This is a genomic window from Clostridium culturomicium, assembly GCF_000821305.1.
Lineage (GTDB): Bacteria > Bacillota > Clostridia > Clostridiales > Clostridiaceae > Clostridium_J > Clostridium_J culturomicium.
This window is the reverse complement of record NZ_CCXK01000016.1, coordinates 227,761-252,946: the sequence shown is the minus strand read 5'-3', so window position 1 is coordinate 252,946 and position 25,186 is coordinate 227,761. Positions and strand designations below refer to the sequence as shown.

Below are 25,186 nucleotides of genomic sequence, written 5' to 3'. Positions count from 1 at the left end.
GTGATTTGTAAGAATAAAGCTAATAAGTTGAAAGTTTATAAGGGGGAATTTTAGATGCTATTTAAAAATGGATTAGTATTTTTACTTGAGGAAAAAGGATTTGCCAAAAGAGATATTTTAGTTGAGGATGGAAAAATAATAAAGATTGAAGAAAACATAAGTGGAGATGAATACATTGATTGCACTGATAAATATGTAATGCCAGGACTTATTGAGGCACATTCACATATAGGGCTTTTAGAAACAGGAATTGGCTGGGAAGGTGCAGACGGAAATGAAGTTTCAAATCCAGTGACACCAGGTATGAGAGCCATTGATGCAATCAATCCCTTTGATGTTGCCTTTGAAGCTGCATTAAAGGGGGGAGTTACGGTTGCATGTGCTGGACCTGGAAGTGCCAATGTTATTGGTGGTCAATTTACTATTATAAAGTTAGTGGGAAATGTAGTTGAAGAAATGATTATAAGGGAAACTGCAGCTATGAAGTGTGCCTTTGGAGAAAACCCAAAGAGAGTTTATGGAAAAGCTAATAAGGCTCCAGTAACAAGAATGGGCATAGCATATCTTTTAAGAAAAGCATTAACTGATGCTTTAAATTACAAATTGAAAAAGGAAAAGGCATTAGCTGAAGGTGAAAAATATTTTGCTGTAGATTTAGAAATGGAAGCACTTTTACCTGTTATAAACAGGGAAATACCATTAAAAGCTCATGTTCACAGAGCTGATGATATATGTACTGTTATAAGGATCGCAAAGGAATTTAATTTAAAGCTGACTTTAGACCACTGTACAGAAGGATTTTTAATTTCAGATTACTTGAAAGAACAGGGGTATCCAGCAATAGTTGGACCATCTTTTGGAGCTAAGGGAAAAGTTGAGACAAAAGATAAAGGCTTTTTTAATGTGAAGGTATTAAATGATGCTGGAATAAAGGTAGCAATAACTACAGACCACACAGTTACACCACAGGATTCATTAATCATGTGTGCTGCATTAGCTGTTAAGGCTGGTTTAAGTGAATTTGATGCCCTTAAGGCAGTAACAATTAACCCTGCAGAAATTTTAGAGATAGATAACATAAAAGGAAAAATTGCAGTTGGGATGGATGCAGATTTAGTAATTTGGGACAATAATCCTTTAAATCTTCAATCAGAAGTAGAACATGTATTTATTGAAGGTGAGGAAATTTTGCTTTGGTAACAGAAGAAGAATTAAGCATGCTGAAGTTATTCAATGAGGATAAAATTATAAGTAAATAATAAATAACGGGGAAGTTAAAACCCCGTTATTTATTTAATTAAACAAAAATTATTTTGAAATATCCTTCATAACTTTTTAAAATTCTTGTTACTAAGTGTACAGTGATAGTATAATAAAAATAAGTAAAAATTACTAATTATTGGAGTGTAGGAAGTGGGGGATATAAATGTTGGATGCATACAGCATAATTAAAAGGGGAAATATTACGTTGCACTATGTAGGACTTGATAGAATGATTGTAGCAGATACAATTGAAGTACTTAATAATGCATATAATACTTTAGCTGAACATCATGGTTTGCAAGATAAAAAAATAATGGTAAGGGTAATAATTACTCCAAGTCGAAAGGATTATGATAGTATCTTAAGTAAAGAAGTTAATCTTCCTATGGAAGTTCCAACAAAGAAATCAGAAGTTTTAAGAGTACATATTAATAATATTCTTCTTTTATCTACCTTTGCATATGGACCAGAGTCAACGGTGGAATTTACAAGGGAAGAGTACTATAAAAGCTTGATAGAAAGCATGAATAAGGTATTTGAAAACTTCTTAGCTATTCAATTATTTTAAAGGGGATTTTGTTAAGGTATAGAGGAAAAAATAAAGCCAGCTGTTTTAAAGTTAAACAGCTGGCTGAAGTTTTTTATAATGATTCTTTTTTTCCTAATATATAAGTTAAAACAAAACCTGCGACAAATGAAATCACAGAGAAAATTCCCATTGTACCAAGAGTAAAGCCAGGATATACGGAGAAAATTGAACCAAGAATTAATCCGCAGATAGCGAAATAAGTTGGTTGAGGGAATTTATTTAAAAGTGCTTCTATAACCTTAGTCATTGTAATAATTCCTACTAACACACCAAGACCTATTGGAATAAGTAGAGGAATATTGAAGGTGGATACTGCAGTAGTAAATGTAGTGTAAAGTCCAAGAATTAATAAAACTAAAGAACCACTTACCCCTGGAAGTATCATTGTAGCAGCAGCAATGAAGCCAGCAGCAAATAAGCTTATGAAAGATTTAACTGAAAGGGTTGTCATTACGGCAGTAGTTGTATCACCTTCAGTAAAGAAAGACATTGCAATCATAAGTCCTAGTGTAATTAAAAACCAAATAGAGTTTATTGCTTTAACTTTATCTTTAGTTGCTCTTTTATAAAGCAGAGGGAAAGAACCAAGTATTAAGCCTATAAAGAAAAATTTGGTAGGCTCTGCATAGTTATTTAAAAGAGTAGTAATCAGCTTGCTAAATAGAATAATTCCTAGAGCAGCACCAATGGCAATTTCTCCAAGGAAGAAGATGCTTTTTTTCCAATCTTTAAAGAATGTATTGATAGAATTAAGAAGTCTATCGTAGATTCCCATAACTACAGCCATGGTTCCACCACTAACTCCTGGAATTACATTAGAAACACCAATGACCATTCCTTTAAAAATATTCATTATATTGTCCATATTAAATCTCCTTTGTATGTACTTTTGTTCAAAAGAATAACAAATACAATTATATTAATATTATCTGTAATTTGCAAATTAATTAGTAGTATTTAACAGAAAAATTACAGATGTAATATTAAATTAGCATTTAACACATACTAATGTCAGTTTAAGTATAAGGATGTGTGAATATGGATTTATCAAGGAATATTGAGGAAAATTTAAAGATTATAAAAGAAAGATTAAATGTTGATAAAAGTTTTGATTTAATAAATAGAAACATAATTATTGGCGGAAGAAAAACAGCCTTATTTTTTATTGATGGATTTATAAAAGATGATGTCATGGAAAAAATTATGGAGAGTTTTTTTAAGATAACTCCTGAGCAAATGGATGAAATGGCAACGGCAAAAGGATTCAGTACAGCAATTGTTCCCTATGTAGAGGTTGATACACTTAAGGATATAGAAAGTATCATTTCCACTCTTTTATCTGGACCTACAGTTATGATTATTGATGGCTTTGAAGAAGCTATAATCATGGACCTTAGAACTTATCCTGCAAGAACTTATGGAGAGCCGGAGAAGGAGAAGGTTACAAGAGGATCAAAGGATGGCTTTTTAGAAACTATAGTATTTAATACAGCTCTTATAAGAAGAAGAATTCGAGATCCAAGACTGACCTTTGAAATGCTTTCTGTTGGAACTAGGTCTAAAACGGATGTGGCTATTGGGTATATAGAGGGTTTAGAAGATAAAGCACTTCTTGATAGAACCAGAACTAGAATTCAGAATTTGAAGGTTGATTCTTTAACCATGAATATGGAAAGTTTAGTTGAAGCATTGATTAAGCATAAGTTTTTCAATCCATTTCCTAAGGTTAGGTATACAGAGAGACCAGATGTGGCTTCAGCACAGATTTTAGAAGGAAATATTGTTATAATAATAGATAATAGTCCGGATGTAATGATATTACCATCTTCATTTTTTGATTTTGTTCAGGAAATTCAGGATTTTTACTATCCACCTATTATAGGAACCTATCTTAGAATTATAAGAAATTTAATTGCTATATTTACATTACTGTTAACACCTACTTGGTTGTTAGCTATGCAGTATGCAGATAAATTACCAGCGGCGCTAAAGGTTCTTACGGTGGCTGAAATGAATTCTGTTCCATTGGTAATTCAATTTTTATTACTTGAAGTTGCCATTGATGGATTGCATATGTCATCCCTTAACACACCTGGCGTATTAGGGAGTACATTAGGCATTATTGGTGGATTAGTACTAGGTGATTTTGCTATAAGATCTGGATGGTTTGTGCCAGATACAATATTATATATGGCAGTAATAGCTGTGGGAAGTTTTACTCAACCAAGCATTGAACTAGGTTATGCGATAAAATTTTGTAGAATGCTGCTTTTAATATTAACAGCATTATTTAGTTATTGGGGATATATTGGAGGGATAATATTAATTGTTATTATTATAGCTTCCAATAAGACTCTTACAGGAAGAGGTTATTTATATCCTTTAATCCCTTTTAATTGGACGGCTATCAAGGGAAGGTTCTTGAGAAAATCTTTAAAGCATAGAGATAAACAGGAATAAAAAACAATAAGGTAATGAATAAATAATATTTTATGGTTAATTATGTAAATATGAGATTGCATAATTAACCTTTTTTTATTTTGATTTTTTAGTGTTTTATGATATACATATTTATGTAAAATAACTATATATCATGATATAATCAAATAAAGGATTAGTTCTTTCTTATACATAGAAACAAATGAATAAGATTTATAAGACTGAAAGGTTTTAGAGGGGAGCAGGATATGTGGGAAAAGTTCAGAATAGATAAAAAAATGGACATAGACAGGAAATATGTAAAAATAGGAATTGTTGTGTTGGTAGTTGGAATATTCCTTTTTGCAGCATATGAAGTTATAAGCAGAAGTGGAATATACATTACGGTCACAAAGGACTTTTTTCTAGGATTCCTTAGGATTATAAGACCGATAATTGTAGCAGCAGTTTTTACATACTTATTATTTCCACCAGTTTGCTACATAGAAAGAATACTTATGTCTATTTTTCAGAAAAAAGGAGTAGACAAGTATAGATGGGCATATAGGATGGCTAGTATAACAATTGTTTTCATAATAATTATTTTTTCAGTTGTTATAATATTTAATTATATAATTCCGCCATTGCTTGACAATGCGAGATCTTTAATTGAAAATATTCCACAATATGAAAAGGTGGTTAGAGATGGGTTAGTTACTTTAAGCTCCTACTTTGAAAGCTTAAATCTTGATTATCAAAAGATAACCTCTTATTTAGATAAGATTACAGCTATATTTGCAACTTTTGGGGAAAGAATAGTTTATGTTATAACAAATAGTATTTCAGGGGTAAGTTCATTTTTAGTGGATTTTGTTTTAACAGTTATATTTTGTTTTTACTTTCTAAAGGATAAAGAAATGTTGTTTGATACCGTTAATAAATTTGGAAAGGCGTTTATACCTAATAGAATTGGGAAAGCTTTAAAGCGTTTTATTTTTGACTTAGATGAAGTAGTAGGGTGTTTTGTAAGGGGAGTCTTACTAGATGCACTGATAGTTGGAATCGTGTCATCCATTTTAATGCTTATAATTAAGCATCCATTTGCAATTCTTGTGGGAATAATCGCAGGAATATGTAATGTGCTTCCATACATAGGACCAGCAATAGGTGCAGCCACAGCGTTTATTTTAGGAATGTTTTCAAGCATTACAGTTGGAGTATGGGGAGGAGTTTTACTTCTTTTATACCAGCAGATAGATGGTAATATAATACAACCTAAAATCGTTGGAGGAAGTGTGGGTGTACCACCAGTATTTGTACTTGTAGCAATAACCATTGGAGCAGGTTATTTTGGAATAATCGGTATTTTGTTAGCGGTACCAACAGCAGCAATGATTAACCTATATATTCATAGGGCATACAAAAGAAAAGGAATTGAGTAATAGCTTATAAGCTAATGTTAACTTAAGGAGGATAATTATGAAAAATATTTCAGCAACAGAGCTTCAGAATAAAATTAAGGAAAATGATGACTTGGTTATCTTGGATATTAGAGAAAAGGAAGATTATGAAAGGGGCCATATCGAAAATGCAATTTTATTAGCTCAAAATGAGGTGGTTCATGAAATTGAGAATATTGCATTTGAGAAGGATACACCAATTTGTGTATATTGCTATAGTGGGAATAGAAGCAGCAGAGTTGCAATGATTCTAGAGTATCTAGGTTATAGTGAAGTTTATAATTTAGGCGGAATAGATAAGTGGACTTTTGAATTAGTAAGTAAATAATTGATAAAAGCAGGAATTGTTATATTCCTGCTTTTATTATTTAATAAATTAATCTTTTAAAATAAAGTTGTTAAGGATATTTTGACTGAAGTTAAGGGTTTTTGAATCTATATCATCAACATTAAATATTGTTTTAGGATCGTTGGCAATAGCCCTTATTGAAAAATAAGGAGGTAGCCTAAAGCCTTTATTAATGTTTAGAGCTCCTATAAGTTGCTTAGCAACAGAATCACTGCCAGAGTTACCAGATACAATTACAGCAAACATATATTTTTTATAGAAGCTGCTACGTCGATAAAGAGCAGTAAGCCGGTTTATTACAGCGGTGAGATTGGCGGCAACAGCATCATTATAGTTAGGGCATAACCATACAATTACGTCACTTTCATCTATGGAAGGCATAACAGCATCAGTAATAACTCCACCATAGAAGCAGCCTTTTTTCTTGCCGTAATGTAAACATAATTTATATGAACATCCAAGACAGTCTAGAACTTTTCCATTTTCAATCTTTATTTCTTTAATTGATATTCCACTGAGATGCTTAGAAACCATATGCCATAAATCCAAAGTATTTGAAGTTTTGTGGGTACTTGAATATAAAACTAACATTTTACCGTTGGATATCTTTAAAGAATTATCAACCATTAAGCGTTTTACAAGCCCATTGCAGAGAGCATAGCAGATTTCTTCCAGGGGCATGTGCATAGTTTTTTGCCAGGTAGAAAAATTTTTTAAGGAAGCAGTAGCTTCAACTAAGGGGTGGCCAATAAAGGCACATCCAATATTGTTAGTTATATAAACTATATCTTGAGCAATACGTTTAGTGCCATGGTCATCAATACTGTATATCATTAGAGCTCCAGTGGAACCTTTTAAAGAATCTCTTCCTCGCTCTAGTAATTTAGCAAGAAATTGTATCATTGGTATGTCATAACCAACATCTTCAACCTGTGCTACAAAAATGAGTTTTTTGTAAGTTAAATTTGGAATGTTATTTATGTCATCAATAATTTGATGAGGGATATCTTTTGTACTTCTTTCAACCATGTTTTGAAGAATTTTAGATATATTTTTATTTGGTTGAATAATATATAATTCATTCATGATAATCCCTCCTTGCTTATTTAAGTTAGAAGCTTCTTCTCATTTCATTCGAAGGCGTGCTTTTACAGAGTAAATTCGAGTAGCCAAATTAAAATTTGGAGAGTTGATTAATGAAACTCCTTCTCATATACATTCGAAGGAGTAAGTTCGCATAGACCAAATCATAGATTTGGATGCTCACTTAAAAGAGTATAGGTCTCTTCAAGCTTTTTCATTAATAGGCTTGGAATAGGTACTAGTTCATTCTCTGTGCAGCCATGAATATATCTGTTTTTACATCCCATAAAAGTACCGCCTAAGAAGTTAGAGGAATAGTGATAATTTCCTGCTATAGTATCTAGAAGGCTTAAGGTTCCCGAGGATAGGGCTGGTGCGATGTAGGGTTTGAAGCCTGAACTTCTAACCTCTAAATTTGCACTTTTAGTCTTTTGGGTTAAAAGATTAGTTAAATCTTCATTGAAATTTTCTATGCTGTTTGCAATAATTAAACCTTCTCCATGAGGACCGTAGGCTCTGCCTTCTGTAATGTAATTTGCAGTTTCACAATTTAATGAGCTATAGTAAACAGCTCTTGCATTCATTACACCTAAGCCATAACCTCTTATTTGTTCAGGTGCCAAACCCTTGTAATCCATATTTCCTTTTTCATCTCGGTTGCTGTCTTCAAATAAAGATTTACATAATAAATCTACAGGGTCGGAAACAACTGCAAAAACTCCTTTGAAATTAGCATTACGAGCCAATTTTCCATAATGTTTAAGAACTTTTCTATTACCTTCGAATTGAACAAGTCGAACATCCTTTTCTTCTTTTCCTATGGGTGGAACACCCACAGATACACAGAATACAAACATATCGCAATTGAATAATTCAGATTCCTCTAGGACTTGAATTTTAAGATTGCTTTCGTTACCATTTGCAGATAGTATCTGTGAAAGTTCAAATTTTAAACGGGTTACCTTGTTTTTATCTAAATCAAAAATTCCTAGAGTGTTTATGGAATTTGTGCCTAAAAGTTTCAAGCCTGTTAATAATGTTGCTCCAACATCTCCGAGTCCAACTACATTTATGTTCCACTTCTTTGGAGAAGAGTAGGTGAATACATCTTCATAATTTGGATAATTTGGATTAACTGAGATTACAACTCCTTCTTTAAATTTTTCTTCAAGCCAGCTAGGAACCAAGCTATTTTTATCAGAGCTATTATTTAAAGATGAGAGAAGCATTAAAGTTTCATTTTCCAAGAAACACATAGATTTATTTGAAATAATGAAGGAGCGGCGAGATATTTTAGGATTCATTGGATTTAAAATATAAATTTTACCTGAGTGATTTTTTGCCTGTTCTTCGGTTATTATTTGATAATTTGGTTTATCTATTAGTGTTTTGCTTAAAATTAGATTGTTTTTAAAAAGGTAATAATACATTTATAGTTTCCTTTCCTGAAGTATATTTTCTAATCTGATAAGTAATTCTAAGTCTTTTTCTACAAGATTTGATGGGGTAGAAGATAAATCATATTCGATACCTTTACCTATATCAGGACTTCTTGGAACAGTTATTACTTCACCCAGAGACGCAAGAGTCAGGCTACGGCCATAAAGTTTATGATATTCTCCTTCCAAGGCTTTTAAAATCTCAATGGAATTTTCTAAGCAGCATTTGGAAAGATTATAAATTTTATCATGAGAAACTCCTTTAATGAATTCTGGATAAGAGTATGGAAGAATTGAATTAATGGATGGAATGAGATTACGCTTAGGGAAATCACCTCTCCAAATTGCATCGCCTCCAAGAAAAGGGTAAAGTGCATTTTCGTTAAACCATAATTTTAATCTGGGAATAAAGTATACACTTGTAACTTGCCTGTTCTGAATATCCATTAAATCTTTACCTCTACCAGATAGTATTCCACAATGAATTTTATTTACGTTAATTCCTGCTTCAGTTAGAAGAGGATCCAGAGCTCTCATCCTATAGCCCTTATGAAGAATATTATCAACTAAGAAAATAGGTCTGTTAAAGGATTTAATCATCTTCATCTGGTTAATTAATGGCATATAGTAAGGAGCTTCTCCAATGAAGAAGGTTTTCATATCTCCAGCATAGTATTTTTCAGTATGAAGAGATTTAGTCACAGTATTTGGCACTACATATCTATCAAGGATGTCACCATATGGTACACACATGGTTTGGCCATACTCTTTAGGTTCCTTAATTTCAGTGCTAACTTCATTTTCGTGACAGATATTTCCAATCATCTTTTCATGTAAAACTTCGCTGTTGACGCAGAGTAAGAGCTCGTTTGGATAAAGATTTGCCAAATTGTTTTCTAGAGTTTTTCGTCTTTGATTAATAATATTTTTTATTTTGGAATTGCTTCTAAAAGGTTCTTTTAAGATGTTTTCCATATCTAAATTTAATACGCAAGGGCTGGTCATATTTACAGCTAACATTGGAAGTGAATAGTTATTTACACCAATGTTTTTGAAACCTTGAGATAACATTATCTCTATAAGTTGACTGCTGTAAAGAGACTCATGGTTTGGATTGAAAACAGCATACTCATAGTCCTTAGCAATAACATGGGCTAATGTTTCTGTTAAAATGGTTTGCTCCATTAATTTGCTTTTATCCTTATGAGCAATATAAATTCCATCAATAAATATTATTCTTCCTACTGATGTGCTTCGTAATTCTCTAGACGTTGTTTCATTTTGTACTTCTCTGTATAAATTATTTGATCTTACCCAATGTATCATGGAAAGAGCTAAAATTTCCTTGGTTGATGAATTCTTTATTAACACTATTTTAGGAGATTCTTTTTCTTTAAGACTAATCAAACAAGTTTTAAGGGCTTCGTTATTGTTTGTATGATTAAAAATATTTTCGATTACAACTTCATCTATATAATCTAAATAATCAAAATCAAGTATATTTAAATTAAAGGAAACCTTATCAAGAGGCTCTCTTTGATAAAAGCCTTTTTCATGAATATACTGTGATACCAAAGGATCAAGAAGCATTGATACATCCCTGTTTTTATCAATGTAACTTCTTATCTGACTTGAGCTGATAGTGGAGTACTTTTGAGGTAAATTTAATGTAAGAACTTCTCCTGTTATACATGTTTTAGCTTCTTGAAGCTTTTTTGTGTTTCCACGTTCAAATATTATATGCTTAAACCCATGAATAGAGTGTTCTACAGGAGTTTTTTTATAACAGGAAGCATTTAAAAGAACATCACTACCTGCAACAAAGTGAACTTCAGAACCTATGAAAGATTCTTTAAGAGTTTTTAAATCCATCGGATTAGCAATATTTATTTGAAGATTTTCAGGATAAATATAAATATTAAATTCATCACAAATAGAAAGATTGATTAAGTCTTTTCTTATAAGGTTAGGTAGTGTTTTCTTAGACCAAGAGAACTCATCTACAGCTAAGTAAACTTCAAAACCCAAATCTCTGATTGATTTAGCAATGTTTTTATGACCTAACGAAAATGGATCAAAGGTACCAGGAAAAAAGGCTACTTTATCAGGTTTCTTTATAAGGATACGTCCTTTAAAAAAGTTATAGTCGGAGATAAACCTATATATATGATTTAAAGCAGCTGCATTAGTTAAAAGTAAAAGGCGGTCATTTTCGTTATTAGATATAAGAGTAATTAGCTTTTTTGCACATAACTTAAAAATATGAAGTTTATTTTCTAAAGATAAGTTTGAAGTACCGAAGATATCTCTGCCTAAGGCTGTTATTGCTGCTTGTTTAACCTTATTAGTATAATGTCCAATACCATTTAGCAAAATCGCTAAAAGTTTCTTTAAGCGGTTATTATATATTTCATCAGTTTCATCATATCTTTCCTTATATACCTCGTAATTAGCTATGGTGGTTCCGATAGCTTTTAGTATAAGGATTTTAACATCTACATTAGCTGTTTTAATCTTGTACTTTAAATCCTCAATGATTTCATCTAGTTCTTCAGGCTCAAGCCATAAAATAACTAAGCCAAGGAAAGGCGGGATATACTCAGTAAATCTCTGACCCTCAATTTCTAATCCCCTTAATAATTCGATGGCAACTTCATTTCTTTCTGAAGGACTTAATATTGGCATTATCTTCAATATTGATGATCCAGATTTATTTCTTACTGATTCATATTCACTTACCTTAAGCATGTTACAGAGATGGATACAGGTGTGAAGTCCTGTATAAGGTGCTTTAGTAAGAGTAAAATCTAAAAGGATATCTATTTGCTGTTTTTTTACAAACCAGTTTGTTGCAGATTTTAAGTTGCTTAGGAATAGCTCAGGAACCTTTGAATAATCTGATGAGCAGTATTCACTGAAGCGGGTTTCTTGCTCCGTCATTTCAAGTAATTTAAATATATTCATATATAATAGATTTTCAGAAGGATTTTTGCTTTTTAAATTAACAGGAGAAACATATTTAATTATTATATTTTTTATTTCAAGGTTAGTAGCTATTCTAGGAATTATATCTTTTAAACTTTCAAGGGCTGCAAGACGCAGTATCGGACTTTTCTTTGAAGTTAATCTTAAAATAAATTCAATGATTGGAAGTACCTCTAAGTTTGAGTTTTCAAAGGAAATGAATTTTGCAGTATCAAGGAGATAAAGCTGAGTATCAAAGGTTAAGTTTTCGCCTTGATAATGTTTTAGGATAATACTTCTATATGAATTAAGGAGCCCATATCTGCTATTATTAAATAGTGATTTTACCATTGTTTTTGTATTGTATCCTATCCAGGTTTTGTGAGCAGGGATTAGTTTGCTACTTGGATGAAGCATTAAGTTTAAATATTCATCAAATAGTGAAAAGCTTGTTATTGATGGCATTTCTAAAGATGCACTCGCGGGAAGTTCCTTTCTGTATACCTCATCAAAAATAGCAATTAATCTTCCAATCAAATAAGCAGAGTAACGACGTATATCTTCATCGCTATGAGTTAGCGTTTCATATAAAAAGTTAATGGTTTGAAGTTTTTGTTTTTGAGTAAAGTAAGTGCAGTATTCATCTAAAACATTAATGTATTGTCTCAAGTTTTTAAAATTCATTTCACTTCTAGCTTGTTCTAGAATAGCATTTAATGAGTACTCATCACGAAGTATATACATTAGATTAATATTATGAGATATGGTAAGATTTTTCATTGTCCGAATTAGTTCATTACCATGAATTAATGAATATGAAGGCACTTCAAGGGTGCTTAAATAATTTGGTGATTTATCTGGATCAGTTGTCACATTAATGCTGTGAAGATACATCTCAAAGTCAAGGAGCTTTGTGTAAACACGCTTATAGCGATTTTCTTTTTTAGAATCTACATTTTCAAGCTTATCAAGAATTACTTGAAAGGAGTCTTCAAGGGAAAAAACAGTCATTTTATTATCAGGAGAGGAATTTTTTACTCTGAAATCACAATAAATTAAAATCAATGATTCTAAAGATAGATTTTCTAGCTCTAAATCCCAGGTTGAGTGATTTATGGCAATATTTCTTATGTAGTTAATTCCGTGATTTTTAAACCAATGATCTGTATAATAATAATGATAGTGAGGAACCCTCTTTAATTCTTCACCTTTGCAGCCGTACTTTCCAATATCATGACCTGCAGCAGCACCGGATACTCTGCCTAAGTCTATAGGTATACCTTTTGCTTTTAATTGTCTTGCTAAGAACATGGATAAATAGTGAACTCCACAAATATGATCTAAGGTATTGAATTTGAATAATTCACCATTAAGTTTCATCATTTCATATACATAGCCGTTATTAAAGGCTCTAAGGAATTTAACATACTCTTCTTTATATTCTAATTCATTAATATCCTCTTCGGTTAATAGAATAATTGGATATTTGCTTTGCCAGTTTAAATCATTAGAGAGTGTCTTTTCAATATCACAAAGAATTTTGAAAATCTTCAAATAGACTTCGCAGCTTAAATTGAAGTCAGGGTTTAGATTTATATTAATAGCTTCTTTGAAGTTTTTGGAAAGAGCATAGCTATAAATGTATTCCAGCCAATTTTCAGGGCCATGGTTCCATAGCTCAGTAAGGAGCGGTGTACACAGAGTTAAAACCTCTGAAGCTTTAATTTCTCCACTAGATAGAATTTCTTGAAGTGCATAGAGAAATTGTGGAGAGTTTATATGTTTATCCAATAAAGCTGGGGAAAGATTATCATGTTTTGTAAAATGTGCATTTGTTAAGCTTTGAAGTAATCTTTTTTTTATATCTTTTAGCTGTAAAAATTCCATAGAACCTCCTTAAAAGTAAAAAGATTTAAAATATTTATAAAATTATTTTACCATTAGCTAATAATTAATTCTAATTAATTATTTATAAAGGATTTTGAATTGAGGAATTATAGTGAAGAGGGTCAATTGAAATTTCATAAATATTTTTAAAATTGCTTTTAATTTAAAAAATTTTTTTGTATAATTTAAATAATTTACTTTTGGAGGTTTTAAATTTAATGATAGATATAATAAGAAAAACAGATATTTCACTACTACATTTTATTAATTCAAAGTTGAGATGTAAGGTTTTAGATAAAATTATGCCGATAATAACCTTTTTTGGCTCAGCATCCTTTTGTGCAATTTTTGTTGTATTAACGATTATATCCAAGAATAGGGATATAAAAAATCTTGGAGTTATATCCTCACTTTCTATCATTATCTCTAGTGGTATTACACACTTTATAAAAAGAATAAAGAATAGAATAAGACCTTATATTAATATTCCTGATATAATTGTAAACAAAATTGGAGTAGATGATTATTCTTTTCCGTCAGGGCACACAACTGCTGCATTCTCAATAGGAATGAGTATAGCACTTAAGTTTACTGGATTAGCTACTGTTTCATTAGTATTAGCTGCCTTGGTTGGTTTTTCAAGAATTTATTTAGGGGTTCATTATCCTACAGATGTAGGGGCCGGAGTAGTTGTAGGTTCAGCCAGTGCATTTTTGGTTAAGGTGTTAATCTAATACTGAGTTTAAAGATAAACCATATTTAAATTTATTTTATATTTGATTTAAGTACATGTTGATATAGGATATTTTTGGGATTACCTTATGTGAAAAGTCCGTAACGATTAGTTACGGACTTTTTCTATGAAAAAATCATCAATGGACTTGCCATCACATTGGTAAAAATCAATATTTAAAGCTTTTGCTAATGTTGGAGCAATATCAATAAGATTCATATTATCGATAAAATACTCCTTCTTAAAAGCTGGACCTGATGCCATAAAGAAGGTATCTAAATTTGGATTTTCTGGAGAATATCCATGGGTTCCAGTTAAAGATTTAGCATTTTTAGAGGATGATATTATTGAATTAGTATTTATTTTTTCAGAGAAAGCAAATCCTTTTTCAGCTTCTAACATGAAAGCAGCATGAGGGTCACAGCCTAAGGAAGTTAATTGGTTGTTGTTATAAATTGATTTAATTCCATTTTCAGAGTTAGAAGCAAGTGAATCCAGGAGGTTTTTTACTTTATCTAACAGCAATTTATCGGAAGGGTCATTTATGTAAATATAAGCACTTCCATCACAGGATTTTAAATAAGCCTTCCATCTAAGTATTTTATTATTTTTATCAGTAATAAGAAGTCCTTCTTTTTTGAATAAATTATTTACATAAATAATTTTATTGAAATCTTGAAATCCATGATCACCTAATACAATGAAATTTGTTTTATCAAAAAGATTAACTTCTTTTAAAGTGGTAATTAATTTTCCTATGCGAGTATCATGCCTTTTAAGTGCTTCATAAGCTTCAGGGGAGTTTGTTCCATAATCATGACGTTGGGTGTCAAGATCTAAAAGGTGAACCATTAAAAGATTTGGTTTGTAGCTTTTAATAGTATCTACAGCACAAGCTAAAGCAAAATTATCTAACTCAGGTTCTTTAATCCCTTTTTTTATATTTGAATATTTCCTAAAGAGTTTTAGCTGATAAGTGATACTTCCACTTAAAAGGGAACTCATTTCTTGAGGTATATATTTTTTATAAGAAAAAACTTCAGGCATATTGTATTTTATGGATGAATTTGCACTTACAGGCCAAAATATAGAAGCAACAGTAAGATTGTTTTCTTTAGCAGCGTCATATAAGGTTGGGGTTTTAATATATTTTCTATACCAAAACCATGGACATAAGTTGTTAGATGGTTTTAGAAGTTTATTATTTATAATGCCGTGGTTTTTTGGATAGTTACCTGTAACTATTGTAGTATGGGCTGGATAGGTTAATGAGGGATAAATTGTTTTAACTCTTTTTGCAAAAACTCCGTAATTCATTAACAAAGAAAAATTAGGAAGTTTTTTTAGAATTTCTATATCATCTGCTTTTAAAGCATCTAAGGAAATTAAAATCATATTATCTACTAAAGGTTTGTTCATATTATTTCTCCTTAACGTTAATATACAAATTATGATATACTAATTTTATTATTTAATCCACAAGTGAGAGTGCTAATATTTTATTTAGATACTTGAGTTTATTAATAATGCATAGGGTTGTACAAGGGAGGTTTATTATTATGAAGATGACTCATAGAGAGAGATTTGTTGTGAAATTTCATGAGGTTGATTTTAGGGGAAAGGTTAAATTATTTACTATAATGGATTATATCCAGCATACGGCAGAGGTACATGGAACAAGTATAGGGCTGGGATTTGAAAATATGATGAATCATGGATTGTTTTGGGTAGTATCAAGGATGAAGCTTAATATGGAGAGGTATCCAGGAGCTTGTGAAGAGGTAATAATTGAGACTGAGCTTGCAGGATGTGAGAAATTATTCTGTGTAAGAAGATTTACAATATTAGATGGTAAAGAGAATATAATAGGTAATGCAACTTTATATTATTTGATGGTAGATGCAAAGACTAAGTTCCCTCAAAAACCAAAGGTATGTCCAATTGATATTATAAATGTTGATGTGGATAATAAAGGACATGAAGGTTTGAAAAAATTAAAAATGCCTGGAGATGAACCTTTAGTTATTAATAGAGCTTTATATTATAATGAAATAGATGCAAATAACCATGTTAATAATGCTAAATATGTATCTTTTGTAGAAGACTGCTTTTCATTAAAGTGGCATGAAGAACATGAAATAGCAAGCATGCAGATAAATTATGTTAAGGAAATAAAGGCTGAGGATACACTGAAGTTAAATATCTATTCAGAGGAAGTAGCAGAGAAAATATACTATATAAATGGAACTAATGAGGATTCATTATTGGAATTCTTCCAGTGTAAGGTTAATTATAGATAAAAAATTGGGATATAGTATATCCCATTTTTTTATGAAATAATAGATTTGTTTTTATCTATATTATGATCAAAAATTATATCCATGTAGTGGAATAGAACTCCGGTTCTTAAGCCAGATTCACTGAGAATAATTTTATCAAAATTTAAATATTTAACAAAGTTATTGATAATTTCACAGCCACCTAAAATAATATCACTTCTTTTAGATGAGAGCCCCTTAAGAGCTTTTCTTTCACTTAATGATAGTTTTTTTAGAAAATTGCATAGAGAATTTAATTCATCAAGCGACATTTCAGTAATGAAGTTATTAGGGAGTGACTTTACATTTAAATTATTATAAATGTTTCTAAAATTTTTCAAGGTACCACCAATACCAATTAAAGTTGAATTATTAAATTCATTAATCCATCTTATTTTTGAAAAAAGTTCATTAAAATAATCTTGTGTATATTCACAGAAAATAAATTTACCATTTGAATCAACATGGATTTTTTCAGTAACATTTATGGCTCCTAGTGGAATGCTAGCTGAAGTAACAAAAGAATTGTTAATTACACCAATAAATTCTGTGCTTGCACCACCACTATCAATAATTATGCCTTTAGGAATGTTAAAGGTCTTTTTTACACCTAAGAATGCAAGGTAAGCTTCTTCATGAGATGATAATAGTTTTATGGGAAGACCAAGTTTAGTTTTTATTAAGTCTAAAATATAGTGGTTGTTTTCAGCAGATCTTAAAGCTTCAGTTGCGACTGCAATGATACTAGAAGCTTTAAAGGTATTTGAAATACTTATATATTTTTTTAAAATTGTTAAAGTATCTGCTATTTTTATGTTGCTTATTACTTTATTTGTTGCTAGTTCAGAGCCTAATCTTAGATGTTCTTTATCTTCGTATAGAATACGAAACCTGTCTTTGCTTGGTATATCTACTATAAGTAAATGAATTGTATTAGAACCAATATCAATGATGCTAAGGGTACCCATATTACCTCCAAAGAAAAGCCTTTTATTATTTATATGTATTTTATAAATCACATATGTAAAGTTAGTTTCTATTTGTAAAGATAAGATAATTTATAAAGTAACATACAATTTAGTTAAAACAGCAAGTTAGATTTTATTGTCTAAATTATTCTTCAAACAATTCATAAATCCTTTTTAACATTTTATATATAGCAAAAAATGAAAGAATATAACAAAATTTGAGGGAAATTAGATAGATTATAATGTTTTTAAAAGAAAAAAATGAAAAATAAATGATACGATGGGATTTTATTTGCGTATAAATAGTATAATAATCACAAACATATAGAATTTGAGGAGGAACGATTGATTATGAAGAAAATACTTAGTGTTATTTTAGCTGGAGTTATGGTTTTAGGTTTAGTAGGATGCGGAAGTAAGGGTGGAGATTCTTCATCTACTAAAGATGTACCTACAGCTGATTTAGTTAACACTGTACTTGAAAATGAAGAAATACAAATGAGAATGCTAGGTCCGGTTGAGGGAGAATTAGCTGAAACTACTTTTCACTTAAAGCTTGACGATATTGAAGAATATACTATACAAAAAGGTATGATGAACACTGGTCTTGAAACAGTAGCTGTAATAAAAGCTAAAGAAGGCAAAGTAGATGCAGTAAAAGCTTCTTTAGAAGAATATTTAAAAGATTTAAAAGCATTAGCGCTATACCCAGGTGAACCAGAGGCAGTTGAAGGTGCAGCATTAGAAACAGCAGGAAATTATGTTATATTAACTGTAGTTCCAGATTATGATGAAACAGGAACTAATTTCTCTGAGAAAGCAGCTAATCTTATAAAGGATGCTTTAAAATAAGAGTTTAGATAATAGATGTTTTAATGCCTTAGAAGTGTATTTATATGCATTTTTGAGGCATTTTATTATATATAGTGTAGTTAAGCAACAAAAATAATAATGAATAGGGAAAGATTTATGTGCTTCAAGAATTCTTGTTAAGCATAGTTTAAAGAAGGAGCAGTAATGGTTTTTAGTAGTATATTGTTTATATTTAGATTTTTACCAGTAGCACTTATATTATATTTTTTAACTCCGAAAAAGTATAAAAATTTTACTCTTTTGATTTTAAGCCTGGTATTTTACTCATGGGGAGAGATAAAGTACATTTTTATAATGTTTGCATCGATCTTTGTTGATTATTTTGCTAGTCTTGGAATAGAAAAGTACAGGGGAAAAAAGAAAGCAACAATATTGTTTTTATGTATATCTGTTTGTTTTAATTTGGGAATGTTATTTTTCTTTAAGTATTTTAATTTCTTTATAGATAATATAAATAGTATTTTTGATTTAGCATTAAATCATGTGAAAGTGACATTACCATTAGGGATAAGTTTTTATACCTTTCAAACTATGTCCTACACCATAGATGTTTTTAGGGGGAATGTTAAAGCAGAAAAAAATATTATTAATTTTGGGGCTTTTGTATGTTTATTTCCACAATTAATTGCTGGTCCAATTGTAAAGTATACGGATATAAATAAGGAGTTAGTCGAAAGAACAGTTGATAAAAATCAAATTCAAGAAGGTGTAGAATTATTTATAGTTGGACTTGGTAGAAAGGTATTAATTGCAAATAATATAGGAATGCTTTGGACAGAAGTTGAAGCATTGGGGTTTATGAGCATATCAACACCTCTTGCATGGCTTGGGATAATTGCATTTGGCCTTCAAATCTATTTTGATTTTAGTGGATATTCCTTAATGGCAATAGGACTTGGAAAGATGCTTGGATTTAATTTTCCAACGAATTTCAATCATCCATATATAGCAAGGAGCATGTCTGAATTTTGGAGAAGATGGCATATTACTTTAGGTTCTTGGTTTAGAGAATATGTTTATATACCTTTAGGTGGAAATAGAGTCTCTAGTGGAAGAATAATGCTTAATTTATTTATTGTGTGGTTTTTAACGGGATTTTGGCATGGAGCAAGTTATAATTTTATTATGTGGGGACTTTTTTTCTTCATATTAATTTCCATAGAAAAACTAGGATTTATTAAAATTTTAAATGAACATAAAATTATTTCTCATGTATATGTAATTTTATTTTTAATCATTGGATGGGCTTTATTTGCTGTGACGGATTTAGCAAGGCTGAAAGAATTGATGACTATAATGTTTAACTTTAATGGTGGCACAGATTGGATATATTATTTGAGAAATTATGGTGTTACATTAGTTTTAGCTATAGTATTTTCAACACCTTTAATTGAAAATTTATATAAAAAGGTTGTAAGGAATAAAAATATAAATGCAATTATAATGATTTTAATTTTCATTGTTGCAGTAGCATATCTAGTGGATTCAACTTATAACCCATTTTTATACTTTAGATTTTAGGAGGGAGATTATGAAGAAGTACCCTTTATTATATGCATTTATAGTATTGTTATTTTTATTAACTATTTTTGACCTTATTAATCCAGAAAAAATATATTCAGAATTAGAAAATAGAAAGCTGGCTTCAAAGGTGAAATTTACAGTTGAAGGAGCGATTAATGGTTCATTTTCAAAGAAATATGAAGAATATATAAATGACCAGTTTATTGGAAGGGATTTATGGATAGATCTTAAATCAAGAAGTGAGTATGTTCTTGGTAAGATTGAAAATAATGGAGTTATTTATGGGAAGAATAACTATCTTTTTGATAAGTTTGATGCTTTAGATACGGATAGAGTTATAACCAATATAAATGCATTAAATATTTTTATAAAAAATGCTGAAGAACTGGGTAGTGATGTATCTGTAATGATTGTTCCTAGTTCCTATGAAGTTTATAAAGAAATGCTTCCAGAAGAAGCACCACTTATAAATCAAGAGGAAGAAATAAAGTTTATATATAATGAACTTGATGGTGGAAGAAAACTCAATATAGTAAAGTTGTTTCAAGAAAATAAAGAAAATCAGCTTTACTATAAAACTGATCATCATTGGAATATAAATGGTGCTTATTTAGCTTATAAAGATTATATTGAAGAAATAGGTGAGAAGCCAATAAATTTAAATGAACTTAAAGAAAATAATGTTGATAACTTTTATGGTACATTCTTTTCTAAGGCAAAGCCTTTTAAATTGGAACCTGATGTATTAACATATTATGATATTTCTAATATTGAGATGAAAATAGGAGCAGAAACTTATGATAGTCTTTATGATTTTTCATATTTAAATGCGAGAGATAAATACTCTATTTTTTTAAGAGGGAATAATCCATTAACAATAATAAAAAATAGAGACTTAAATAATGGTAAGAAGTTACTTGTAATTAAAGATTCCTTTGCAAATTCAATGGTACCATTTTTAACACAAAACTTTGAAGAAATTCATGTTATAGATTTAAGAGCTTTTATGCCACAATTATCTAATTATATTAGTGAAGAAAAATTTAATAATATATTAGTTTTATATAACTTTATGAATTTTTCAAAGGATACAAACTTGATTAAATTTAAATTTTAATCTTTATAAAAAATGAATATTAAAAGGAACTTTAAAGGTTTCATTTAATATTCATTTTAATTATTAATTAAAGGTTTCAATAAACAAGAAATTACTATTAATATCACTTTTTAGTTCAAATACCTCATCATTTATTTTTAATCCATCGGCACCCACTAAAGTAAGTTCTTCTTTAGTATTATATCCTTTAAATATGCTTCCACCAAAGCCTTGAAGTAAGTAGGCTTGACGATGTCTATTCACTTTGAAATCTGTAATTTCGCCAGAATTTAAGCTTAAGGAATAAACATTGATATCACAATAGGATCTTATAGGGGCAAGTCCATTTTTGGAACTTATTCTATATTTCCATTGATTTTCGGGAATATTTTCGTCTATAGAATATAATACTTTAGGTGTATAATATTCAATTTGAGACTTAACTTTAGCATCGGTAGACATATAAGGCTCTGTATTAATCTCTATAAAATCAACTAAATCACAGCCGTTATTGAAAATTTCATAGGTTATACCTTGTCCGGCATTTATATAAACTATATTTCCTCGGGTTAATTCTTTGGTATTTCCTATATTATCAGAATACTGAAGAGAACCGCTAATTATATATATAATAACTTCTTCTTTTAATTTAAAGTTATTATGCGTTCCAGAGCGAGGAACTAAGGTAATATTTTTTATTGATTTTATACAGCTTTTTTTACCATTTTCTTTAATAGAGGGTGACAAATTATAAGTAGTTTTTATATATGATAAATCTTCATCCATATCAGATGCATTAATCCTTCTATTATTCAAAATATTACCTCCTTATAAATATTTGCGTAAAACACAAAGAAATTTTAATATAATTCATTATAATTAAATAAAGCAACCTTTATTTAATATTAGTATCTGCAGTTTTCGCAATTAAATAGTAGGTATGTTTTGCACTGATTATATAAATGTTTAGTTTCTTTGTAATTCATACTAAGTAAAAATATTATATGATAATATGGTAATTTTTAAATAAAATATGGTAATATTAATATAGTATATTCAAAGCATGAATTTAGGGGGCGTAAAAGTGGTAAAATTTTTAAAAGAATGGGCTGCACCAGTTATTATTGCAGTTGTATTAGCCGTTTTGATAAATAAGTTTATATTCTTTAATGTGGGAGTGCCAACTGGATCAATGTATCCGACAATAAAACCAGGAGATAAAATTTTTACATTAAGAACATATAGAGAATCTTCAATTAAAAGAGGTGACATTTTAGTTTTTCATTCTGAAGAAGTTGATAAGGATTTAATAAAAAGAGTCGTAGGATTGCCAGGCGAGACAGTTGAAATTCAAGCCGATGGAAGTGTTTATATAAATGGAGAATATTTAGTTGAGGAGTATGTTAAAAATCCAAGTGATAAACAGGGATTATTTGTTATACCAGAAGACTGCTATTTATTCTTAGGGGACAATCGAGGAGATTCTATTGATGCAAGATATTGGAGCAATCCATATATCAACTTTGAAGATATTAAGGGTGAAGCTAAATTTGTAATTTTTCCCTTTAATAGATTTGGTAAATTAAAATAAATGTTAAGCATTAAAGACAAGTGAAATTACTTTTCTTTAATGCTTTTTTATGTGGAAAATAGATAGTATTTACAACGAAGATAAAAGTTAAAATCTCTGAGATTAAATATAAAATTTACTGAAAATAACAAATAAATTAAAAAGTATTTTAAAAATGTCGAAATATGTTAGAATTAAATGGATTTATATTTATACATTTTATACATAGGAGGAAAGTACCATGGACGAAAGAAGAAAATTATCGCATAGCGCCTATGGTGGAATAAATGGAGAAGAATATATACCTTTTATACCAACATCTCAAGCTATGCCGGAATTAAGCATTTATTCAATAATTATGGGAGCAGTATTTGCAATGATATTTGCTGCAGCTAATACTTATCTTGGATTAAAGGTTGGACTTACAATTGCAGCAGGTATTCCTGGAGCAATATTGGCTACAGGATTATTAAAAGGTCTATTTAAAAGAAATAATATATTAGAAGCCAATATGGTTGCGTCTATAGCAGCAGTTGGAGAATCTATAGCAGGAGGAATAATATATATCCTGCCAGCAATTATATTATGGGGATTAGAATTAAAAATCTCAACTATTGTAGTTGTAACTTTATTAGGAGGACTTGTAGGAATATTTTTTGTTACACCTCTAAGAAAGTTTTTAATTGTTGAGGAGCATGGACATTTAGTTTATCCAGAATCTATGGCTGCAGCTGAAGTTCTAGTAAACGGAAGTGAAGGCGGAAGTGGGTTCAAAACAGTTCTTTTAGGACTAGGAATTGGTGGAGGATATAAACTTGCTTCTGGAGGATTTGCTCTTTGGAGTGAAAGACCAGAATGGGTTATGAAATCTTATCAAGGTGCGGTATTTGGGATAGATACCTTAGCTTCACTTTTAGGAGTTGGATTTATAGTAGGAACAGAAGCTTCATTATATATGTTTGGTGGAGCAGTTGTTGCGTGGCTTGGTTTAATACCACTTATAAAATACATAGGGACAGGCCTTACGGAACCATTATTCCCATCAACACAATTAATTTCTGAGATGGGAGCTTCAGATATATGGAGCCAATACATAAGATATATAGGAGCTGGAGCAGTTGCAGCTGGAGGATTTATATCTTTAGGTAAATCAGCGCCAACAATTATTAAATCTTTTAAATCTGCTATGGCAGGTTTAGGTAAAAAGTCTGGTGAAAAAGTAACAAGGATTAATGAAGAGCCACCAATTACATGGGTTATTGGAGCAGCAATTTTAGTGTTTATTTTATCATGGATATTACCACAGGTTAATGCTGGTTTCATTGGTTCATTAATGATTGTTATATTTTCTTTCTTCTTTGCAGTTGTTTCAGCAAGGATGGTTGGGATAATCGGAGCATCAAACAATCCGGTATCAGGAATGACAATTGCAACGCTTCTATTTGTTACAGCAGTTTTGAAATTAACTGGCAACATAGGTCAAAAGGGTATGGTAACGGCTGTTCTTGTGGCTGGAGTAATCTGTGTAGCAATTGCAGTTGCAGGTGGAACAGCACAAAGTTTAAAAACTACCTTTATTATTGGTGGTTCACCAAAGCAGGTCCAAATAGGAATGTACTTAGGGTTGGTATTTGGAGCTGTTGTAGCTGGAGCAGTATTATTAATGCTTAACAATACTTATGGAATAGGTTCCGAATCAGTTCCAGCACCACAAGCAACATTAATGTCTATGGTTATTGAAGGGGTAATGACTGGTGAATTACCATGGGTATTAGTATTTATAGGTGTTTCAATTGCTGTATTTGCAGAATTATCTGGGCTTCCAGTACTTCCGGTTGCTCTTGGGTTGTATTTACCAATACATTTAAGTGCGGGAATACTATTTGGTGGTATAATGAGAACTTTAGTAGAGAGAAAGTTTAAAAATGATGAAAATATGATGAAGGCTAAAGTTGAAAAAGGTATTCTAATTTCATCAGGGTTAGTAGCAGGAGATGCTTTAATGGGTATTGTAGTTGCTGGCTTTGCTACTTTTGGATTAGATGTTGCCTTTGGAACAAAAATACTTCCAAGCATAACGCAGAGTCCCATATTCGCAACAATTATTTTCGTAGCACTTGGAATACTTATTTATACAATTTCTTGTAAGGAAGATAAATAAAATTAATTTGGAAATAATAAATAATAATGTTAAGAGCCGTTAAGGCTCTTAACTAATTCATAGGTGGTTTAAATGAAAAAAAATAATAACTCAAAAGGGAATATCAATGAAGAAAGCAATTTTCTAATGTATGTCCCAGTGATAATACACGAAAATTATAAGGTAAGTGATAACAATATAGTCACTCTATATTTTGAACATAATAAACTTGTAGAAAAATTTGCACGCTGGCTTGTTAAGAAAAGCAATATAAGTGATATAGAATTAGATGAAAGATGTTCGCATGCATGGCTTTTGATTGATGGTGAAAAAAACATATATGAAATTGCTGTAAAAATGGCTGAGATGTGTGGAGATTCAAAAGAAGTAGCCATTGAAAGATTGGTACATTTCATAAGGTATATCTTAAAAAAGAATTGGATAAAATTTAAGAGTATAAAGTCTCAATAATCTTGACTGATTTACTCTATAGTGTATAATAATTATTTGAA

20 protein-coding genes are annotated in these 25,186 nt (G+C 30.4%); 13 read left to right on the top strand and 7 right to left on the bottom strand.

The window, feature by feature from the left end; translation table 11 throughout:
- The first annotated feature begins 54 nt into the window (after nt 1-54).
- Together BN1075_RS10615 and BN1075_RS10610 are read left to right on the top strand one after the other, a co-directional pair.
- Nucleotides 55-1,200 (top strand): amidohydrolase, encoded by a 1,146-nt coding sequence (locus BN1075_RS10615; RefSeq protein WP_040193125.1) that lies wholly within the window; start codon nt 55-57, stop codon nt 1,198-1,200.
- A 226-nt stretch (nt 1,201-1,426) separates the two neighbouring features.
- Nucleotides 1,427-1,831, top strand: coding sequence for a hypothetical protein (locus BN1075_RS10610; protein WP_040193124.1), 405 nt, complete (start codon nt 1,427-1,429; stop codon nt 1,829-1,831).
- Nucleotides 1,832-1,904: 73 nt separating this feature from the next.
- Here BN1075_RS10610 and BN1075_RS10605 read toward each other — a convergent pair whose 3' ends face one another.
- Nucleotides 1,905-2,717, bottom strand: coding sequence for a DUF368 domain-containing protein (locus BN1075_RS10605; protein WP_040193123.1), 813 nt, complete (start codon nt 2,715-2,717; stop codon nt 1,905-1,907).
- Between the two features lie 173 nt (nt 2,718-2,890).
- On the opposite strand from BN1075_RS10605, the gene BN1075_RS10600 reads away from it, so the two are divergent.
- From BN1075_RS10600 to BN1075_RS10590, 3 genes are all read left to right on the top strand, one after another.
- Entirely contained in the window at nt 2,891-4,312 is a 1,422-nt protein-coding gene (locus BN1075_RS10600; RefSeq protein WP_040193122.1) for a spore germination protein, read from the top strand.
- Between the two features lie 227 nt (nt 4,313-4,539).
- Nucleotides 4,540-5,712, top strand: coding sequence for an AI-2E family transporter (locus BN1075_RS10595; protein ID WP_040193121.1), 1,173 nt, complete (start codon nt 4,540-4,542; stop codon nt 5,710-5,712).
- A 37-nt stretch (nt 5,713-5,749) separates the two neighbouring features.
- Nucleotides 5,750-6,058: a rhodanese-like domain-containing protein gene (locus BN1075_RS10590; RefSeq protein WP_052406505.1), complete on the top strand. Its 309-nt coding sequence runs from the start codon at nt 5,750-5,752 to the stop codon at nt 6,056-6,058.
- 48 nt (nt 6,059-6,106) lie between these two features.
- On the opposite strand, the gene BN1075_RS10585 is transcribed toward BN1075_RS10590, so the two are convergent.
- From BN1075_RS10585 to BN1075_RS10575, 3 genes are all read right to left on the bottom strand, one after another.
- Entirely contained in the window at nt 6,107-7,165 is a 1,059-nt protein-coding gene (locus tag BN1075_RS10585) for a flavodoxin family protein (RefSeq protein WP_040193120.1), read from the bottom strand.
- A gap of 161 nt (nt 7,166-7,326) precedes the next feature.
- Entirely contained in the window at nt 7,327-8,466 is a 1,140-nt protein-coding gene (locus BN1075_RS10580; RefSeq protein WP_235777784.1) for a lactate/malate family dehydrogenase, read from the bottom strand.
- 126 nt (nt 8,467-8,592) lie between these two features.
- The gene (locus tag BN1075_RS10575) at nt 8,593-13,452 is read right to left on the bottom strand and encodes a cytidyltransferase (protein ID WP_040193117.1); all 4,860 of its coding nucleotides are present in this window, start codon (nt 13,450-13,452) and stop codon (nt 8,593-8,595) included.
- 218 nt (nt 13,453-13,670) lie between these two features.
- Between BN1075_RS10575 and BN1075_RS10570 the strand changes: the two genes are divergently transcribed.
- Nucleotides 13,671-14,186, top strand: coding sequence for a phosphatase PAP2 family protein (locus BN1075_RS10570; protein WP_052406504.1), 516 nt, complete (start codon nt 13,671-13,673; stop codon nt 14,184-14,186).
- Nucleotides 14,187-14,293: 107 nt separating this feature from the next.
- Here the strand turns inward: BN1075_RS10570 and BN1075_RS10565 are convergent, their stop codons facing one another.
- The gene (locus BN1075_RS10565; RefSeq protein WP_040193116.1) at nt 14,294-15,604 is read right to left on the bottom strand and encodes an alkaline phosphatase family protein; all 1,311 of its coding nucleotides are present in this window, start codon (nt 15,602-15,604) and stop codon (nt 14,294-14,296) included.
- Nucleotides 15,605-15,744: 140 nt separating this feature from the next.
- Here BN1075_RS10565 and BN1075_RS10560 point away from each other — a divergent pair, with 140 nt between their 5' ends.
- Entirely contained in the window at nt 15,745-16,485 is a 741-nt protein-coding gene (locus BN1075_RS10560; protein WP_040193115.1) for an acyl-[acyl-carrier-protein] thioesterase, read from the top strand.
- Between the two features lie 29 nt (nt 16,486-16,514).
- Here the strand turns inward: BN1075_RS10560 and BN1075_RS10555 are convergent, their stop codons facing one another.
- Nucleotides 16,515-17,471 carry a Ppx/GppA phosphatase family protein gene (locus BN1075_RS10555; RefSeq protein WP_040193114.1) on the bottom strand — a complete coding sequence of 319 codons (957 nt, stop codon included), beginning with the start codon at nt 17,469-17,471 and terminating at the stop codon, nt 16,515-16,517.
- A 351-nt stretch (nt 17,472-17,822) separates the two neighbouring features.
- Between BN1075_RS10555 and BN1075_RS10550 the strand changes: the two genes are divergently transcribed.
- The 3 genes from BN1075_RS10550 to BN1075_RS10540 all read left to right on the top strand — a co-directional run bounded on the left by BN1075_RS10550 (nt 17,823) and on the right by BN1075_RS10540 (nt 20,985).
- The gene (locus BN1075_RS10550) at nt 17,823-18,323 is read left to right on the top strand and encodes a DUF4358 domain-containing protein (protein WP_040193113.1); all 501 of its coding nucleotides are present in this window, start codon (nt 17,823-17,825) and stop codon (nt 18,321-18,323) included.
- Nucleotides 18,324-18,488: 165 nt separating this feature from the next.
- Nucleotides 18,489-19,865 carry an MBOAT family O-acyltransferase gene (locus BN1075_RS10545; RefSeq protein ID WP_040193112.1) on the top strand — a complete coding sequence of 459 codons (1,377 nt, stop codon included), beginning with the start codon at nt 18,489-18,491 and terminating at the stop codon, nt 19,863-19,865.
- Between the two features lie 10 nt (nt 19,866-19,875).
- On the top strand, nt 19,876-20,985 hold the full coding sequence (locus tag BN1075_RS10540) for a DHHW family protein (protein WP_040193111.1): 1,110 nt from the start codon (nt 19,876-19,878) through the stop codon (nt 20,983-20,985).
- Between the two features lie 63 nt (nt 20,986-21,048).
- Here the strand turns inward: BN1075_RS10540 and BN1075_RS20780 are convergent, their stop codons facing one another.
- A complete protein-coding gene (locus BN1075_RS20780) occupies nt 21,049-21,780 on the bottom strand; it encodes a pirin family protein (RefSeq protein ID WP_052406503.1) in 732 nt (243 codons plus the stop codon).
- Nucleotides 21,781-22,048: 268 nt separating this feature from the next.
- On the opposite strand from BN1075_RS20780, the gene lepB reads away from it, so the two are divergent.
- The 3 genes from lepB to BN1075_RS10520 all read left to right on the top strand — a co-directional run bounded on the left by lepB (nt 22,049) and on the right by BN1075_RS10520 (nt 25,145).
- Nucleotides 22,049-22,555, top strand: a complete 507-nt coding sequence (lepB, locus tag BN1075_RS10530) for a signal peptidase I (RefSeq protein ID WP_328286191.1) — start codon at nt 22,049-22,051, stop codon at nt 22,553-22,555.
- 220 nt (nt 22,556-22,775) lie between these two features.
- Nucleotides 22,776-24,695, top strand: a complete 1,920-nt coding sequence (locus tag BN1075_RS10525; RefSeq protein ID WP_040193108.1) for an OPT family oligopeptide transporter — start codon at nt 22,776-22,778, stop codon at nt 24,693-24,695.
- A gap of 72 nt (nt 24,696-24,767) precedes the next feature.
- The gene (locus BN1075_RS10520) at nt 24,768-25,145 is read left to right on the top strand and encodes a PqqD family peptide modification chaperone (protein ID WP_040193107.1); all 378 of its coding nucleotides are present in this window, start codon (nt 24,768-24,770) and stop codon (nt 25,143-25,145) included.
- The last annotated feature ends 41 nt before the right edge of the window (nt 25,146-25,186 follow it).

What these genes read in the sequence shown, in the direction of transcription:
- BN1075_RS10615 (WP_040193125.1), top strand. Translation starts at nt 55, where the DNA reads ATGCTATTTAAAAATGGATTAGTATTTTTACTTGAGGAAAAAGGATTT.
- BN1075_RS10610 (WP_040193124.1), top strand. Translation starts at nt 1,427, where the DNA reads ATGTTGGATGCATACAGCATAATTAAAAGGGGAAATATTACGTTGCAC.
- BN1075_RS10605 (WP_040193123.1), bottom strand. Translation starts at nt 2,717, where the DNA reads ATGGACAATATAATGAATATTTTTAAAGGAATGGTCATTGGTGTTTCT.
- BN1075_RS10600 (WP_040193122.1), top strand. Translation starts at nt 2,891, where the DNA reads ATGGATTTATCAAGGAATATTGAGGAAAATTTAAAGATTATAAAAGAA.
- BN1075_RS10595 (WP_040193121.1), top strand. Translation starts at nt 4,540, where the DNA reads ATGTGGGAAAAGTTCAGAATAGATAAAAAAATGGACATAGACAGGAAA.
- BN1075_RS10590 (WP_052406505.1), top strand. Translation starts at nt 5,750, where the DNA reads ATGAAAAATATTTCAGCAACAGAGCTTCAGAATAAAATTAAGGAAAAT.
- BN1075_RS10585 (WP_040193120.1), bottom strand. Translation starts at nt 7,165, where the DNA reads ATGAATGAATTATATATTATTCAACCAAATAAAAATATATCTAAAATT.
- BN1075_RS10580 (WP_235777784.1), bottom strand. Translation starts at nt 8,466, where the DNA reads ATGAATCCTAAAATATCTCGCCGCTCCTTCATTATTTCAAATAAATCT.
- BN1075_RS10575 (WP_040193117.1), bottom strand. Translation starts at nt 13,452, where the DNA reads ATGGAATTTTTACAGCTAAAAGATATAAAAAAAAGATTACTTCAAAGC.
- BN1075_RS10570 (WP_052406504.1), top strand. Translation starts at nt 13,671, where the DNA reads ATGATAGATATAATAAGAAAAACAGATATTTCACTACTACATTTTATT.
- BN1075_RS10565 (WP_040193116.1), bottom strand. Translation starts at nt 15,604, where the DNA reads ATGAACAAACCTTTAGTAGATAATATGATTTTAATTTCCTTAGATGCT.
- BN1075_RS10560 (WP_040193115.1), top strand. Translation starts at nt 15,745, where the DNA reads ATGAAGATGACTCATAGAGAGAGATTTGTTGTGAAATTTCATGAGGTT.
- BN1075_RS10555 (WP_040193114.1), bottom strand. Translation starts at nt 17,471, where the DNA reads ATGGGTACCCTTAGCATCATTGATATTGGTTCTAATACAATTCATTTA.
- BN1075_RS10550 (WP_040193113.1), top strand. Translation starts at nt 17,823, where the DNA reads ATGAAGAAAATACTTAGTGTTATTTTAGCTGGAGTTATGGTTTTAGGT.
- BN1075_RS10545 (WP_040193112.1), top strand. Translation starts at nt 18,489, where the DNA reads ATGGTTTTTAGTAGTATATTGTTTATATTTAGATTTTTACCAGTAGCA.
- BN1075_RS10540 (WP_040193111.1), top strand. Translation starts at nt 19,876, where the DNA reads ATGAAGAAGTACCCTTTATTATATGCATTTATAGTATTGTTATTTTTA.
- BN1075_RS10525 (WP_040193108.1), top strand. Translation starts at nt 22,776, where the DNA reads ATGGACGAAAGAAGAAAATTATCGCATAGCGCCTATGGTGGAATAAAT.
- BN1075_RS10520 (WP_040193107.1), top strand. Translation starts at nt 24,768, where the DNA reads ATGAAAAAAAATAATAACTCAAAAGGGAATATCAATGAAGAAAGCAAT.